The sequence below is a fragment of the Pseudomonas phoenicis genome, from assembly GCF_047302395.1.
Lineage (GTDB): Bacteria > Pseudomonadota > Gammaproteobacteria > Pseudomonadales > Pseudomonadaceae > Aquipseudomonas.
The window spans coordinates 4,119,434-4,136,629 of record NZ_CP154852.1; the positions used below are offsets into that span (position 1 = coordinate 4,119,434).

At 53.7% G+C, this 17,196-nt stretch carries 10 protein-coding genes and 1 other annotated feature; of the genes, 8 read left to right on the forward strand and 2 right to left on the reverse strand.

Annotated elements, in window-relative coordinates:
- Positions 1-170: 170 nt before the first annotated feature.
- From AA0Z93_RS18790 to AA0Z93_RS18805, 4 genes are read left to right on the forward strand one after another with little or no spacing between them, the layout of a single operon-like run.
- A complete protein-coding gene (locus AA0Z93_RS18790) occupies positions 171-3,896 on the forward strand; it encodes an ATP-binding protein (RefSeq protein WP_413047459.1) in 3,726 nt (1,241 codons plus the stop codon).
- Positions 3,893-4,555, forward strand: a complete 663-nt coding sequence (locus AA0Z93_RS18795) for a hypothetical protein (protein ID WP_413047458.1) — start codon at positions 3,893-3,895, stop codon at positions 4,553-4,555. Before AA0Z93_RS18790 ends, AA0Z93_RS18795 begins: the two co-directional genes overlap by 4 nt.
- On the forward strand, positions 4,552-5,793 hold the full coding sequence (locus AA0Z93_RS18800) for a hypothetical protein (protein ID WP_150294599.1): 1,242 nt from the start codon (positions 4,552-4,554) through the stop codon (positions 5,791-5,793). The genes AA0Z93_RS18795 and AA0Z93_RS18800 overlap by 4 nt, the downstream gene beginning before the upstream one ends.
- A complete protein-coding gene (locus AA0Z93_RS18805; RefSeq protein WP_413047457.1) occupies positions 5,790-6,659 on the forward strand; it encodes a hypothetical protein in 870 nt (289 codons plus the stop codon). The genes AA0Z93_RS18800 and AA0Z93_RS18805 overlap by 4 nt, the downstream gene beginning before the upstream one ends.
- A gap of 219 nt (positions 6,660-6,878) precedes the next feature.
- On the opposite strand, the gene AA0Z93_RS18810 is transcribed toward AA0Z93_RS18805, so the two are convergent.
- A complete protein-coding gene (locus AA0Z93_RS18810; RefSeq protein ID WP_122250714.1) occupies positions 6,879-8,015 on the reverse strand; it encodes a hypothetical protein in 1,137 nt (378 codons plus the stop codon).
- 4 nt (positions 8,016-8,019) lie between these two features.
- Positions 8,020-8,943: a hypothetical protein gene (locus AA0Z93_RS18815; protein WP_150294605.1), complete on the reverse strand. Its 924-nt coding sequence runs from the start codon at positions 8,941-8,943 to the stop codon at positions 8,020-8,022.
- Positions 8,944-9,235: 292 nt separating this feature from the next.
- On the opposite strand from AA0Z93_RS18815, the gene AA0Z93_RS18820 reads away from it, so the two are divergent.
- The 4 genes from AA0Z93_RS18820 to AA0Z93_RS18835 all read left to right on the forward strand — a co-directional run bounded on the left by AA0Z93_RS18820 (position 9,236) and on the right by AA0Z93_RS18835 (position 17,113).
- Positions 9,236-11,434 (forward strand): McrB family protein, encoded by a 2,199-nt coding sequence (locus AA0Z93_RS18820; RefSeq protein ID WP_413047456.1) that lies wholly within the window; start codon positions 9,236-9,238, stop codon positions 11,432-11,434.
- A 3-nt stretch (positions 11,435-11,437) separates the two neighbouring features.
- A complete protein-coding gene (locus AA0Z93_RS18825) occupies positions 11,438-13,042 on the forward strand; it encodes a DUF2357 domain-containing protein (protein WP_413047455.1) in 1,605 nt (534 codons plus the stop codon).
- A 155-nt stretch (positions 13,043-13,197) separates the two neighbouring features.
- Positions 13,198-14,420 (forward strand): IS3 family transposase gene (locus tag AA0Z93_RS18830; RefSeq protein WP_413047454.1). Its coding sequence is split into 2 segments (ribosomal slippage): positions 13,198-13,483 and positions 13,483-14,420, totalling 1,224 coding nucleotides; the frame shifts between segments, so codons are not numbered across the junction.
- Positions 13,476-13,592: a sequence feature (AL1L pseudoknot), on the forward strand. It overlaps the preceding gene by 117 nt.
- Positions 14,421-15,250: 830 nt before the next feature.
- Positions 15,251-17,113 (forward strand): transposase, encoded by a 1,863-nt coding sequence (locus AA0Z93_RS18835; RefSeq protein WP_413047453.1) that lies wholly within the window; start codon positions 15,251-15,253, stop codon positions 17,111-17,113.
- The last annotated feature ends 83 nt before the right edge of the window (positions 17,114-17,196 follow it).

Consider the following 17,196-nt stretch of genomic DNA (forward strand, 5'->3'; position numbering starts at 1 on the left):
CATGTGCTCGAAAAGTTTACCTGTATGCGTAAACACCGTAGATGTGTCAGGTATATCTACATATCGTTGAGTGAGAGCGCAAGCACCGTCGAAGGAGTAGATGGACGCTGCGAAGGGATGCCGAGAAACCGTCGGCGGTATTGATACGAGGTTAGCCAGAGAGGCAGCTGATGTCGCAACTCATCAAAATTGTACTGATCGATTCACTATGTGCGGGCGCCAAAGCAGAGCTTGTCATGGAAGGTAACACCAGCGTCACGGGTGAAAACGGAATCGGAAAGTCGTCCTTCATAAAGCTCATCCCTGTGTTTTATGGCGCGTCTCCAGGGCGCTTGGTGAAGGCTGGAACCAACCGTGAGAGCTTTGCCAACTGGTATCTCCCACGTTCCTCGAGCTTCATCGTATTTGAATACGTGAACTTTGCTGGCGATGCTCGCTGCGCGATCATGCATCGTAGCGGAGAAGGGTATGCATATCGACTGGTATCAAGCGCTTGGAGCCCGGAACTTCTCTACCGCGACTATGATGCAGGCCTGTTGGTACTTCCAGGCGAACTACATGGCCACCTGACCCACCTTGGGATCGCCTGTTCCCCTGAGCTGCAACCGTACCACTACCGGCAGATCATTCAATTCAATAGCGGCACAGCCCATCTGGAGAAAATCACCGACGCTACCAAGCGCAAGCTGATCGTGAGTCTGCGGATGGGCTTCTCACTCGCACCAAAGCGCAAGGACTTCAACGGCATCGATTTTGTGACTCTGGCGCTTATCGAGAGCGGCGGCACCTTCGACACGATGAAGGCAACCATGGCCGAAATCCTTCAGCAGGACAACGCAGATCCAAGCCGCACTCTAATGATGCTCAACGCGCAGCCGTTCAGGAATGTCATTGATAACCGCGCGGGCTATCTCCTGATGGAGTCGCTGAAACCCGTGATATTTGAAATGAATCGCCACTGCCACGAGTTTCGTGCAGTCCTGCGGCAGTTGGGCGTGCACAAGCGCCGAGCACTCATGGTCGAAGAGAAACTCAAGGAACGACAAAACGGTCGAGTGGAAGCGCTGGCCCAGCTCAGTTCAGAAGATGAGCAGCTACAAAACCGTAACCGAGATCATATGAGTGGACTCAGCGGTCTAAAGGGCGAAGCTCAGACCCTGGTGACAGAGGCGGAGTCCTGGCAGCATCGGTTCAACGAAAAGCGGGATCGCTACCTGCAAAATGGTACACAGGCGCTCTCGGAGGAATTCGACCAGCTTGGGGAGATACGAGACCAGTTACACCTCAAGCAAGAACATCAGGTCAAATTGAACCGCCAAGGGGCTGACATCCGAAGCGTGTTTCTGGAACTCGAAGCGGCTGCGAAGCAGGCTGCTGCTGATGGAAAGAGTGCTGCGTTCTCCAAGTACCATGCGTCCTCACACGCGATCCAACAACGGCATCAGGAGTTGTCCGCTACTCAAGATAAATTGCTTGATGAGAGACGGGTCGCTCATGAGGACGAGCTCGCCGTGCACCAGCAAGAACAGCTCCAGGCAACTGGTACTCAGGCTCGCGAGCTTGCACGTGCTGAACAACTCAAGTCCCTCAGCGCGCTTCCTGATGCCCAGATCGCGCTGGATGCCTCCCAAAAGGGTATCAATGAGCAGATGCTGCTCATTGCCGAGTTTCAAAACGCGCTGAGTGTTGTGTCAGCCGAGGTAGAGAGCCTATCGCTGGAACGACAGACCCGCGCTGCGGAGTATAGCGGCTTGCAAGCCAGGCGAGACGCGCTGGTCGAGTCCAGAAATACCATCAAGCTGCAGATCAACGCCGGTGCCGAAACATTGCTTGGTTTCCTGCGACGGCATCACCCTACCTGGACAGATAATATCGCTCGACTTGTCCCGACAGAGACGTTGATGCGTACGGATTTGAATCCCGCGCTGCTAGAGGCAGTTCAAGAGAGTCTCTACGGTGTTGAGATCAATCTCGACGTGCTCCCCCAGGCCACTGTTGCCAGTGTTCACGCTCTCGAAGCTGAGGTCGTTTTATTGACCACCCAGATTGGAGCGCTCGGCACTGATATGGAGGTGATAGAGCGACAGCAGCGAGGAGTAGAAGATCGCCTGCGCCAGACAGGTATCCGGGCGTCGGCAGCTCAAAAAGAACTGACCAATGCGAGTCTGGATCTGGAGACGCTAAAAGGGGATCACGCCGGTTTGGTTGATCGGGCTCGCGACGAGGTCGTGCAGGAACTCGAGATACAGGCGGCCCGCGTCTTGGAAGCAGCACATCGGCTTGAATTGATCGCCAGCCACCTAGACAGTTTGAAAAAACGGCACAGGCAGGAAATTAGTGACCTGCAAGGTGAAGCAGACAAGTCTCGACTGCAGTTGACTCAGGATCAGTCTCGGGCCGAGCTGGAACTGCAGACCGCAGAAGAACGGGTCGACGCCACCCTCGCGGCGGAACTGGAACGAGCTCTGGCAGATCTTGAAGCCCAGCTCAAATCAGCTGGAGTTGATGACACGGCGAGCAAGCGGCTTGGCTCCGAGATTGCTGAGCTGGAGAAAACGATCAAACGTTTAAGGGATCATGAATCGGAGATCGATGGCTATCGACTTTGGGTTAGAGAATCAGTACCAGCAGTTCCTGAACGTAAGGCGGCCTTGGCTCGCGCAATCGCAGAGTTTGAGCGGATCAGTCGCGCCATTGAACAATGGCAACTTGAGCTACGGGCTGCGCAAAAAACGATTTCCGAGCGTCGCAAGGCATTGGTCACCGAAGGACACGCCGATGACCAGGAGCTAGGTGCAGTATCACGGGTACTGCGCGATCTTGAACAGATTGACGCAGCCGCTGAGGCCCACTTGGGTTCTACGCTGAAGGCTGCAGACATCGAGGATGAGGTCGGCAAGCTCAAACGTCGCAAATCAGAACACCACCGCAAAGGCGCCGAGCTTTATCGCGACGTTCACCATCGTTTCGTCAGAGAACGGCTGGTGCATACGCCGCAGGGCGCGGCCATCGAACAGATCATCAATCACGCCTCAAACAGTGCAGATGTGCTTGAGCTGGCGTGGTTGGAAGCCGCTGCGAACCTCCAGGAATACATTGAGATATCTCACCCTGACCAGAAAACCAAGCTGATTATTCAGGCTAAAAACCTCTCAGACGAGCTCTGCGATAACCGCTCGAAGCTGCAGCACCTGCACCGAAGCATTTTGAAGTTAGGAAAGGACGCGACAGAGAAGGCGAGCGAGGTACTCGGCTCTTTCGCCCAGATCCGCCAGTTTGAGTTCAAAGTTTCATCACGCATCCATGAGATGTCGTTTTGGGACGACATGACGAACTACGAGCAGCAGTACAAGCGGTGGAGTGGGATGGGAGTTGATTATCTACCAACTGATGGCTTCATGGACGCCTTGCGCACCGTGGAACGCCAGATTGAAGGCGGTGCGTTCACGTCTCAGCTTTCCGATTGTTTCGATGTCTCCGTCACCTGCAACGACCAAGGCAGGGTGAAAGTCGCGACAAATAACGCGGAGCTGATCCACCTCAGCAGCACAGGGCTGACGAAGATCATCGTGGCCATGATCTACGTATCGCTGTTCGAGCTTTTGCGAAATGAGGCGGATTTTCAGATGTCGATCCCCATCGACGAAGCATTGGAGCTGTCACCAGAAAACTACGTTGCGCTGGTCAACTACTTCAATGATCGCGGGCTTTCCATGTTGGCATGCTTTCCTGGAGGCGCGCCGGAGCTGCTCCGGCAGTTTAATAATCGGTACAGCCTGGAGCGCCGGTCTGACACCGATTCGATTGTGGTCAAGGAGTTCGGCATGGAGGAAAAGGACGAGCTTGATGACCTTAACGATGCACTGGGAAGCGATGATCGGAAGGATGCACAATGAGCCCACTGAGAGACGTACTGAGTAAGCTTCTTGCCGGGCGCTTCATTTGCCAATATGCCTATCCAGAGCTTCACCGCCAGCTACGAGAGGCTGATTTTGCGGCCAGCGTCGAGAGTGCGCTCGCGCCCCTGGGGCGAAAATTGGCAACACTCGGTGAGCCCGAGGCTCCCGATACGTTCTTTGCACGGTTCATTGACCTTTCTGAACCTGTAGATCGAGAAGCGGCAACGGCGCAACTGATCGAGCTACGCGACCAGATTCGGCCTTGCCTTGAATTCATCCGGCTAATCAATCGTGCGGGACGCAGTGAGACATGCCTGGCCCCGGGCGACGTCATTTCATTCGCCGACATGCTGGACTCAATCGAGAATCATCCCACCTACCGTACGCAGCTCTGGGATCTCAGCGGGTACGACTTTTTCAACAAATCCAAAAGCGGTAAGGACAACAACGACAGGCTCAAACTTGTCCTTCGCGCATTGGCTGACGCCGGGTACATCGTCAAGCGCAACAGCGAGTCGGCAAACTACATCGCCACAGGCAAGATGGGCTACGTTCATACGATCTTGGCGTGGATAGCCGAATACAACTCGCTCAGCCTCGACATCGGTGCCAGCGACCAATCGCATACTGAACATCAGGGAGGGCTCAATTTGTGAAGGAGCCAGACTGGATCGAGCTGGGTGATGCACTCACACGAAATGCACCTTTTCTCGAAGCATTAGCGATGGCAGACGAGGACGGAGTGGCGCTGCCTGAGCGACGGACAAAGGGGATTTCCTATCTGATGTCCAAAGGGCTCATCGAAGAAGATGATGAGCTCTACTACCTCAGTGGCTTGCTGCTGGACGTCGGCGCGCAAATTTCGCTTCAGGGCTTTGGTCGTGCTGCTCCTGACCTGAAAGAATCCCTCATAGCCATTGAGCAGCACTGCGAGGCATACCGTGACGCCAAAGCGGCCAACTCCTCCAATGAGGCCGAACAGCACCTGAAACGATTGACGTACAGCTGCCGTCAAGTCACGAACCATTTACGTAACGAGCAAGCGCAAACCCGAGCGTTCATCGAAGGGGGGTATGGGTTTTCTCCACGGCTGCGAGATCGGCTGCGAGATATCAATAATGCGATCAACAGGCTCAAACGGCTCCACGAAAACCTGGGTTTGTTCACTCATGTAGGCCTTTCAAGTATGGCCGGCAGTGATCGTTCTCTACGGCGTGTCCTCCTGGATAACCTTCTCGGTGCTGTTTCACGAAACCGCCTCGCTCTGGACGAGATGATCGGACGCTTAGATCGGTTGAGTTTGGCGGTGCGTAAGCGCAATCACATGCGCCAGATAGCCCATGCCGTTGACCTGTTCCTTCAGGCGGGCAACCCGATTGATCTGGAACCGCTGTTTGACGGCAGAGACGCGGCTGCCTGGGTTCCGGCCGTGGAAATGACCTTGGCGGGTAGCGCGTACTGTGACGTCGAGGCAGGGGAGAGCCTGGAGCAGTTAGAACTGTTGATAGCCTCACTCCCTCCTCCGAAAGAGCGACGAATCGAACAGCCCGCGAAAGCTCGTGAGTCGAAGGCCGTGATTCCAGCCGAAGAGGCCCCCAAGGCTCTTGAGAAACCCTTCGCGCGTGATCATCTCATGCGCATGCTTGAGGCCCTGAACAAGACCAATCAAGCGCAGTCTGCAGTTGCCTATTGGAGTGCCCATGGCGACAGTGACATCTCGATGAGCATCTGGCTTTACGCGCTGGATGGATACGTTCGTCTGCAGTCGGCGGTAGCCAAGGTGCGACACAAACCGCTCAACTACCGGCTCAACCCGACTTATGCCCCATACCCGCGCATATCTGCCAACCGGCGTGTCATTGACCTGATTTTGGAAAGAGCTGAGCGGCGATGAGAATTTTTGACAACATCAGGGCCATCAAACCCGTGGTGATTGCAATCAGGCAAGACGCGTGCAAGGTGAAAATCAACGCTACCTGGTTGTCCCTGCACACAACCTACTGCATTGGCAAAAGGCTTGGGGCTACCTACCTGACGCTGACAAACGCTGAATTGCACACCGTGCGCATGATGCTAGAGAGGGAAACAGGCATAGACGCTCTGGTTGTTAGCATGAAAGAGCTAGAGGGTGACCGCTTGGCTCTGGCCAAAAAGTCACGTAATGAGAAGTTGGCTCGATTGAGGCCCGGGGATTTCGTTGTCATGGCCGCGTCGCTGTCCGGACAAATCCAGTTGGCAACTGGCGTGTACAGCCACCCGGCCGGAGGCACTCTGAACGTACCTGCAGAGGAGCTTCACGGCCTCGATACGGTGATTTTGGTAGAGAACCAAGCTGTGATGTTCGCGGTCAACGAGTACCACTGGCCAAGCAATGTCATGCACCTACCCATGCTCTTTCGTGGGAGTCCTCAAATCACACCGGCCGCAGTGACGAGAGCTCTTGCCGGCGTAAAAAACGTCATCTGTTTTCCCGATTTCGACCCTCAAGGTTGGATGAATACGCTGACTGCAAAAGCACAGGGTATTGTCGTGCCGTCGGCGAACACGATTGCCGAAATCGTCGCCTCCAATTGGGACAAGCCACAGGATTATGAAAACCAGGATGTTGCGCGTGAGTGGCTACAACGTGCGACCATACCTATGGTGCAAGACATGCTGTTGAAGAAACTGGCATTGTCGCAGGAGTCCATGGCAGGTATGGAGCTGGAATATCTACCACTTAACCCAACGGGTGCTAGCGACGACATTAATTGTAATTAGTGCTCAGTTCTGGAGGGTGCCAGGGCGTGGAGCCCTGGCACCGTAGTCACACGTTCATACTTCCCGGGACGAAATGCTAGACGATGACAGAAGGGGCCCCTCTAGTCCGGCTCAAATCCCCTCAGTGGTAGGTATCTGTCTGACAGACCTTGCTGATAGCATCACCACTGCCTTCCGCTTTCGATGATGCAGCCTACGATACGTGCCAAGCAATCGAAACTAAGGGGCTACCGCGCCGCTAGCAGGGATCGACAGGGTTTTGAAGGTCTCAATCTTCTCGGATTCCAACTCCTTCAGAATCGTTTCCTTGGCGTCGTTCTTGTCGATAGACCGCCCTGTGTTGTCAAAGCTGATCTGCTTGATTCTCAGCTCAATCTCACTGTCTTTTTTCTGGCCCGCAGAAAACTCTGGGAAGCTCAGCGAAATGACGCAGTCACCATCCAGGCCCGACGTGCTGAATCGGAATTTTGCATCGATCCTGTGCAGGAAAAGGCTCGGGCGATAAGACACATCTGAAAGAAAATCAGAGTGCTCAAGGCTGAAGCCCTTCAAGTCCAGATTTCGAATCTTTTCCTTCATCCAGTCCAAGGCTGCCGGGAGGAGGATGTCTGGATCGGGCGAGATCCCGATATCGACGACCTCTACAAATGACAGGGCGGTCAACCTACTGTGCTGTGTGAGCCCTAAGAGATAGCTGAACCTGTTTTGGTTGGTGAAATCGCAAAAACGGATCGATGTCGCCTGCTCACTTTCGCTGATCTGCTTGATCGATTTGAAATGTGAAATCAGATGCTTCGACATCGCTTTGTTGGTTGTCCGTGTTTCTGGCGCAGTGTGTGTGGAAATAAGGATGAGCTCGTCCTGAGCCTTGTTTTTCTTGATCTCGATGGAGCCTTTGAAATGTTTATGCGAGTCAGCCCAGCTTTTGGAGCGGTCAATCCGCTCCAGCAGGTAGTCCATCCGGATCATGTCGAGGTCTTTGTTGACTGGATAGAATTCCGGGGTTCCCAGAACCTTGAAGTTCACGAAGTCAAGATCCAGCAGCTTGTTGACATCCATGACGGTAGGTATGGCATCCAGCAGAGTATCCTTACCTTGCCACTTGATTGTCTGAGTGGTGATCTTAGGGTTGTCTTCCTTAGTCGTGTAGGCGAGCTGAAGCTTTGAAAACTCACTCGGACGAATCAGTGACAGGGTAAGGGCAGGGATGGAATGCTCTTTCTCTGAGCTGCCGATAAAGACGCCTCGGCTCTTCAGAACCGTTTTGATATCGCCAGCACCGATGTAAGGCTGAGCCAGATAGGTGCGCAGCGCCTCACCTTGGGGAAGGATAGAGTCAATATTTTGATTACTCACTGCATCATCCCCTGAAATCTGCTTGATAGGATTCGAATCCGACGATTGAAGCGAACTCCTTGTTCGCGATCGACAGCTTTGCGATGTCTGCGATCTCCTCATGATCTACATAGTTGTAGTCAGGGAACGCGAGGGCCACCTTGTCGGGAAACTCCATGGCGATATCCATCGAGAATCCGATCATGCGTTTTACCGCTTCGATGCTGAATGGATCTTGGCAGCAGATGAGCAGCGATTTCCTTTCGTGCTCCTGGATGAAGAACGGAATCAAGCCACTGTTGAGGTATTCGGGAGGCAGTATCGTCCCGTTGGTGACCCTCTCTATGGGGCTCACGTTTTTCCCAGTGGAGGGGTAGAGGAAGCGAACATTTTCCGCACCGAAGCGATTTCTTGCGTATGTGATGGTCTCGAACAGGAAGTTCGCTCGGTGATTATCAATCACGTAGATCGTGCCGTAATTCGCGCTGTCCAGATTCCGCGATCCTGCGACCTGGCTGACCACATCAGCGTCTGCGTCCGATGCGGCGCTGAACCAGCAAAGGATGCCTGCGAGCGACTGACCACTCGCGCTGGGATAGCCTTGATTGACCGACCTTTTCAATGGCGAGCGATTGAAACATTCGACTGTCGTGGCAAGGTCGGAGAAATGGTCTTTGAATATTGTCCCAGGTGAAGTCGGGTAGGGGCCCGATGTGAATTTAGAAGAAATGACCAGGTGCTTAAGGACGCCGTCTTCCAGAGGGGATAGGCAGCTGAAGACAAAATCGGCGCCATGAGTTTTTCTGGGGTTGCCGGTTGTGCTGTGAGGGACAGGTTTAACACAGTCGAACTCGTGTCCCTTGCGTGCCGCTTTCCAACCTATCAAGTTGAGCAGCGACTCAGTGATGTTCTCACCTCGCTCGCCCAGTTTTTTTGACCATTCGCCCATCACACGTCCCTTGAATAATAAATGTCTAGCAACCCCATGCCGTCAGAACGCTACGGAGGTTGAAGCATCATGTCTAGTGGCAATTTGTCAGCAAATCGACGATGCATCGGCTGGCTCGATCGACAATGGCTAACCCACCAAGCTGGTAATGCTGAGGTCGGATCTGGCTTCAATCCCCCAGCGGTGACATTATCTCGCCATCTATGAATATCGCTTGTGGAGAATGGACTTGCTGGATCTTAAGGATGACGAACAGCTGAGGGCTGCGTGTATTAGCCTCCAGGAGCAGGTAATGTCCTTGGCGGGTAATCAAAGCTGGATTACCGAATTCCAGAAATGGTTGGTGCGTGTCAGAGATGTGTCCCATGAGGAGTTCCTAAGCAAGGACTTCCAACTGGAGCTCTGGGACACCGAGGCTGTTTCGGCAACTGGCATGGGCCGCATCAACATTTCTGCGGTCGCCGAAGATTCGGCTATCGCAGAGAGCCTCTGGCATCTGAAGCAAAAGTACGCGCAGACCAGCGATCCTTCTGAGAATGAGATGCTCATTGCTGACGCTTGGGCTCAAATTGCCTCCGCGGTTGCGGGGCTGACCAAAAGAAACCCTCGACTCAAGATGTACCGGGTTTTCGCGTTGCTTTGCCCAGGCGCTTTCACATCGATAGCGCATCATCGAAAACTGCGCGAGCTGGCTCATGCCATAGGGCTTCCTCTCAGCGGTCAGAGACGTCATCTGCACCGCCTCGTATTGAACCGGTTAGCTGCCGTGCTGGGTGAGGTTGCTGACATCTATTCCAGAGAGGGCGTCTCACGTTTGACGCTGCCTTGGCTGCTTTTCGTCAACTATGTTCAGAACCCAGAAGGCGAATCCACCGAAATATCCGACCTGGAGACAGGGGACGAAGTACTCAAGCCGCTGCCTCCTGAGAGAAGGAGGCGCGGGCTGCTGGCGATTGGCGGAGGTACAGCCACCATCCAAAGCATGATCGACTTTGCGACCGATGGATGCACACGTGAAGACTTCATCCAACACTTGCACTCAATTAGCCCTCAATCAAAAACGTCGACTTGCAGCACTCAGCTAAACGCTCTGATCGCCGAATGGGGCGTGCTGCGTGCCAACGCAAGTAACCTGCAGTTAACTCCCCGTGGCGAGGCATTCCTGGAGTCGGGTGATCCCGATGAGATCATTGACTGGATGATCACCCGCATCCTGGGGTTTGATTACTTGCTAGCAGCTTTGCGTGATTCCCCTTTATCTAACCGTGATGCCATCCTTACACTCAGAAAGGCGAATCCTGGGTGGACGTCTGACTTTGCCCCGTCAGCAATTATTGGTTGGTTCAGGTACCTTGATCTGGCCACAATCCAAGAGAAAGTGCTCAGCCTCACCGAAAGAGGTAGGCAGTGGGTTAGTCGAATTCACTGGGAGCCTAAAGGCCTTGCGAGCATTCCAGGCATCAGCCCGTCCTTGCCTCAAGTACCCCCAGCACAGATCGATATCGCGATAGAGAGGCCAAAGCTAGGCGCACTGATCGCCCGGTTTGATCAAGAGTTTCGCTTTCCAGAAGAGCTGATCGGACAACTTGATGCTGGATTGTGGGGGCATCCGAGGCGTCATTTCGCCGTGCTCACAGGTTTAAGCGGTGCGGGAAAAACACAACTTGCCCGCAATTATGCCCTGGGTCTTTGGCAGGACGATCCCGAGCCGAGTGAAGGGTTGCTGATCGTGCCCGTCCAGCCAGGCTGGCACGATTACACGAGTCTGCTGGGTTACGTAAATCCGCTGGAGTCAGACGCGTATGTGCGTACCGGCGCTCTGGATTTCCTCCTGCAGGCAAGCGCCAACCCGACGAAGCCTTACACACTCGTTCTTGATGAAATGAACCTCTCTCATCCGGAACAATATCTGGCGCCTCTGCTTTCAGCGATGGAGACCGGCGAAACAATCATTTTTCACGGTCAAGTCGACGAGATTGATGGTGTTCCTCCGGGTATTCCGTATCCGAGCAACCTCGTAATCATCGGCACTGTGAACATGGACGAGACCACTCATGGATTGAGCGACAAGGTGCTGGATCGAGCATCTGTGATCGAATTTTGGGACATTGAGGTCAGAGCATTTCCTGGCTGGCAGAAGAGCTCGCTTGAGGATGAACATATTTCAATCGTCAGAAATCTCATGTCCTCACTCATGGATGTGCTTCGTCCAGCACGACTGCATTTCGGGTGGCGCACGCTCAGCGACGTGATCGGCTATCTGCAGCAAACACAGGCGGGTGGTGTCATCGAGTTCTCGCGCGCACTCGACCATGCCATTTATTCGAAGATACTCCCCAAGTTGCGCGGTGAAGACAGCCCTCGACTTCAGGAGGTCTTCACATTGCTCCATACCACGCTCAAACAAGCGGGGTTGGGAATGTCGATGCGCAAGGTCAAAGAAATGGCCGACGACCTGGCTCACTCCGGCTCGACCAGATTCTGGCGGTAGACAATGTCGATCATCTTGCAGGTAGAGCAGGGGGATGCTCGATTTGACTTGCACCCAAATCAGTTGAACCCAGGTTTCATGGAGAGGAAGGCTTATCGTTTTACCCCCCTTGAAGGTTTTTGCTTCTACATTGATGACGTCTTGATCGAGACGGTCGACCAAAACGGGGTGTGTGCGTGGTTATGGTCGCCAGGCTTTTATGCAGGAGAGGTCGCGGCAGAGCTTCTGGATGACCAGGGTCGGACTGCCGCAAGTTTCCGGCTGGACGTCTCAGCTGCCGATAACAAGCTTGGAGGTCAGGAATTCACTGCCATGATTGAGGCAATTCTTGATTTCGACCCGGCTCTCGTTCTGGGCACAGAAGAGGCTCAATTTGGAATTGGCCATGATGGAGCACTAACCAACCCGCATCTGCAGTACGCGAGGCTGAGACGCTACGGGGATCGGCTGCAGCGCGCGCTCAAGCAGATATCCCAGAGTCCGTTAACATCCTTGAAGAGCGATCGCATGTCGGTGAGTGCGCACACGGTCAAGCGGTTGGACTCTGCATCCGTGCGTAAGGCACTGAGAGGGCCAGCGGGGCAGGCAATCTTGCATCCAGGTAGCACTCAGCGTCCGGCCTTGAACACTTTTCGGTTTGAGGTCAACAGATCTTACGAGGAAGAGGACAATCCGGCGAATCAGGCCGTTGGACTTGTTCTCTTCGATGTCCTTAGACGTTGCAGGCAAGTGGTGAAGGGGCTTCAACATGCTGCTGCCACTGAGGTGGCCAGCGATACCCGATCAGCTTTGGCGTCAAGGCTCGTACGTCGAATCGCGTTCACCGAGTCGCTTGCTCGCAAGCTTGAACGGCTTCAACGCGCAAGACCTTTTTCCATCCTGACTGACAGACGTCTATCGGCCGCAGGATTGAATGCGATCTCTGCTCACCCTGTATATGCGCGAGCTTATCGGTTTGGTTGGTACGCGTTGCGTTCAGGATGGTTGGGAAAGGATCCTGACGAGACGCTGTGGATCAGCCCAACATGGGAAATCTATGAGCGGTGGTGCTTTGTAACTGTAGTCTCACAGCTGCAACGTCAGTTCCCTGAACTCGTTTGGAGTCGTGAATATCAATCAGTGGGTTTAAAAGAAATCCTGTGGCGGGGAAAAGCGGCTGATATCACCGTTGAGGCGTGTTACCAAGTCCGATGCCCCGCGATCGATCAAGCTGCGCACCGCGGTTTTCAAAGCTTATCGCGAGAACGATGTCCGGACATCGTTGTGACTTTGGAATCGCCATGGGGGAAGCGCTTCTTGGTTTTCGACGCGAAGTATCGCAGCGCCCGCTCCAGCGTCCTGGACGCGATGGAGTCAGCGCACATTTATCACGATTGTCTCCGCTGGAAGGGCATAAAGCCTGACACTTCATTGCTTCTTATCCCAAGGGCAGACGAGGTTCCGCTGCTGGCCAGCCCGACCTACCACTCGGACTATGGGATCGGAGCTTGGCAAATCGGGGCTGAATCAGAAGGTGAGGCGTTGGGGGTTGAACTCAAACGAATTCTAACGTCAATACCTATTGCGGCGGCTCAGCTACAGTCAGGCGCTACTGGATCGGCTTCGTAAGCCATTTCGTCTCCAGTCTGAGTGCAAATTTATGTCGGCTCCTGTGAGCTCTCAGAACTGGATACGGAGTGTCTATTGAGTTTAACCGCAGATAAGTGCCACTACTGAATCACCCCGGGTTTCGTGGAGGCCTCAACTCTTGAGAAGATGAGGCCATGAGAAAGACTACGACCTATTCCCCTGAAGTCCGTGTACGTGCCGTGCGCATGGTTCAGGAGCACCTGAACGACTATCCGTCCGAGTGGGCGGCCATTGAGGCCATAGCGCCGAAGATTGGCTGTGCTGCGCAAACCCTGCACGGCTGGATTCGTCGCCAGCAGACCGATGCCGGTCAGCGTCCTGGGCCGACCACCGATGAGCGCGATCGTCTCAAGGCCCTGGAACGAGAGAATCGCGAATTGCGCAAAGCTAACGAGATTCTGCGTCTGGCCAGTGCGTATTTTGCCCCGGCGGAGCTCGACCGCCGCACCAAGTTCTAAGGGCATTTGTCGATCAGCATCGTGACCGTCTTGGGGTCGAGTCGATCTGCCGTGTCTTACAGATCGCCCCGTCCGGTTACCGGCGGCATGCGGCACAGCAGCGCAACCCGGCACTGCGATGCTGCCGTGCTCGGCGCGATGACGCATTGATCCTGGAAATCCAGCGCGTATGGGACGCCAACATGCAGTGCTATGGCGCGGTGAAGGTCTGGAAGCAGCTTCGGCGAGAAGGCATCGAGGCAGCCAGATGCACGGTTGAGCGATTGATGCGCCAGGCTGGGTTACAGGGCATAAGGCGCGGTCAGGTCGTGTGCACAACAGTGGCCGGGGACAAGGCGCTGTGCCCGCTGGATCGCGTGCAGCGCCAGTTCCATGCCGACCGCCCAAATCAGCTGTGGGTGTCGGACTTCACGTACGTATCGACCTGGCAGGGCTGGTTGTATGTGGCGTTTGTGATTGACGTGTCTGCGCGGCGGATCGTCGGTTGGCGAGTCAGCACCAGCATGAAGACCGACTTCGTGCTGGACGCCTTGGAACAGGCACTGTATGCGCGTCAGCCACATCGCATGGGTGGTCTGATTCATCACAGCGACAGGGGTAGCCAGTACGTATCAATCCGCTACACCGAGCGGCTGGCAGAGGCCGGTATCGAGCCCTCGGTGGGTAGCAAGGGCGACAGCTATGACAACGCCTTGGCTGAAACCATCAACGGGCTGTACAAAGCCGAGCTGATTTACCGACAGTCATGGAAGAGCCGCGAGGCTGTTGAAATGGCGACGTTGAAATGGGTGCACTGGTACAACCACCAGCGCCTGCTGAGCCCAATCGGGTATATCCCACCTGCGGAGGCTGAGGCAAACTTCCACCAGCAACAAACAGATCAGGCCGTGGCGGCCTGACTTAAATGAAATGGCCTCAACAAAACCCAGGGCGATTCGCGCAACCTCCGAGGACGCTATCGACGAGACCGCAACCTCTAAAACCGCAACCTCGTCGCAGTCCTGATGCTCCCCCGTGGCTTTGCTCGAACACGCTCGTATACGCCCCCTTTCAGATGCATTCGATTGCCATCAGCGATGTACTCGATTGCCATCACTCCCACCCATAAAGCCTTCAATACAATATTGCTAATATTAAGCAGAGCATCGCCCACTCTGTCGATGACCAATTGACAATATATCTATAAATATTTTGGCAATTTACCTCTAAATAATTTCGCTATCTACGGTCAACGCTCGAAAACATCACCTTTATGAATCTCACGAAAAATCTAGAAGATTTTGGAATATGAATATCGTGGTTTGAAGGCATGTCGCTAACTGGAAGTTATAACTGGAAGTCAATATTAATTTAAAGGCTTGAAAATTAGCGAGCCACAATAAATATTAAAAATTCCTGAAGGCCCCGTGGGGCGAGGCTTTCAGGGTTTCTGCTGATTAAAAGCACTAAGCGAAAGAGTGATTTATTTATATATTGACATGGCCGATCGACACTCTTGACCATCGAATTCTATTTGGGTTTACTTCGCCCAGCTCAGTCGCTGGGCAGATACAACCCGCTCTTTAACAAATCGAAAGTGGTCGTCGTGAAGGTTGGCCTAGGGTTAGTTTTTTGAAGATCCCTACATGAGGCATTTGCATTCTCGCAGGACGAGGTAATGAATGAGCGATGATACGGTAATAGCACATGCAAAGGCTTTACGTCTGACCACAAATCAGGGAATGAAGAAATGACTGAGCTTAACTCAGACGAAAAGTACGACGAAGTACAGACACACAACAACAACCCCCACCCAGCCCGCATGGAAGCGGCCTTAACTGCCGGCAGTGAAGTGGGCGAGATCGCGCGACATCAGCAGGCGGTCAATCGGTTTGACGTTCTCACTGACTACTTGGCCGGCAAGATCAGCGCTGAGGTGGCGATGGAGATCTTGCTAGTCAAGAAGTCTCGCTTTTATAAGCTGCTCAGGTACATGAAGGGCGCTAAGAGCTACAGGGCGTTGGTGTGTGATCAGTCCGGGCGAAAGCCAGGGCTCACGGTCACCGATCCAGAGACGCTTAAGCTGATCGAGGAAATGTTTGAGGAACATTACCCTGCGTATAAGACGGTGGCCGGGGTATGGAAGCACTGCCAAACGCAAGCTGATAACCGAAGAATGCTCAGGCCCAGTTACCACACTGTTGCGACATGGATCAAAGCTAAGAATGAGTCCCTACTGCACCAGTTAACTCATCAAGCAGACCAGAACAAGCAAAGGTATGGGGCCAAGCCAGGCTACAAGGTCACTACAAGGCCGCTAGAGTGGGTGCAAATCGACCATACGGTTGTAGACCTGATGGTGGTTGATGAAGACGACCGAAAGATCGTTCTCGGACGGCCCTACATAAGCCTCGCCGTGGATTTGCATACTCGGGTCGTACTGGGGTTCTACGTATCACTCCTTCCGCCGAGCGCTGTCTCAGTGGCAATGCTGATGGAGAGCTGCGTTTTGCCCAAGGCGGCGTTCCTGCAAGGCCTTGGACTCCCGGAACACCTGCTTCCCTACTATGGCCTTCCGGAAGTCATCCATACCGACAATGCCAAGGAGTTCATCTCAGACGTGTTCGTCCTCAATGCCAAGGATTTTGGCATCAGGGTTGAGCACCGGGACATCCCCGCCAAGCACCAAGGAGGTCACATTGAAAGTCTGATTGGCAAGCTGATGCTTAGGGCAGTGCACGCGCTGCCAGGCACTACAGGCTCAAATGCCCAGCAAGGTAAGCATCTGAAGAGCGATAAGAAGGCTGCGATTGGGTTAACCGGGCTGCGCCGAATGTTGGTCTACACCTTACATGCCTACCATCAGACCAAGCACTCAGAACTGGGGAAGCCTCCGGCAGAAGCATGGGAGGGCCATTTTGCCAAAAAACCACACAACCGGATCCTGAATGTTTCCGACCATGAAGACTTCAAATACCGGTTCTACCCAGAAGTGCCGAATAAGCGGGTTGTACCCGGTGGAATTGAGATTTTCCGCAGGTTCTACTACGGGCGCTCACTGAAGGAGTTGGTTCGGGAAAAGCTCACGGTTAAATATGATCCTTATGACTTGAGTTTCATATATGTAAAGCTTGGAGATCTCTTTGAAAAAATTCGATGTGTGCGCAATGGTTTCAATAGGAGCTCTGATTATGAAATGTACCGCTGGCAGCGCCAGCAGAAGGGAAACCGGGATGGCACCATGACGAAAGAGGGGGCTCAATCGTATGGTGAAGTAACCAAGCAGATGAAACAGGAGGTGAAGCTAACTACCCAGGAAAAACGTACTCGGAAAGCCACAAAGGGGAAGGCTGACTACAGGAAACAGGCAGCCCTGCATGGTCATAAGGCGGGAGGCGACAACGCGCCAGGTCGTTCTAATGCCGATGACAGCTCGCCCAATACTCACTCCGGTATGAGTAGTAACAATGTAAAGCAACCTAGTGGTAAGCCAAAAAACCAGGGGAAGGGATCAAGCAAATCCAATGTCTTTGACTTCAGGGGTTTCTTCAGGAAGTCGGACGATGTTGACTATGATGAACCTCCAACTTTTTACGACAGCAATAAATCGTAATCTAACTATTAAATAAACTAGTGCGCATGATCCTGTATCTGCTATCGGGAGACTTGGAGTTGCTCGTGGTTCCTGTCGCGCTA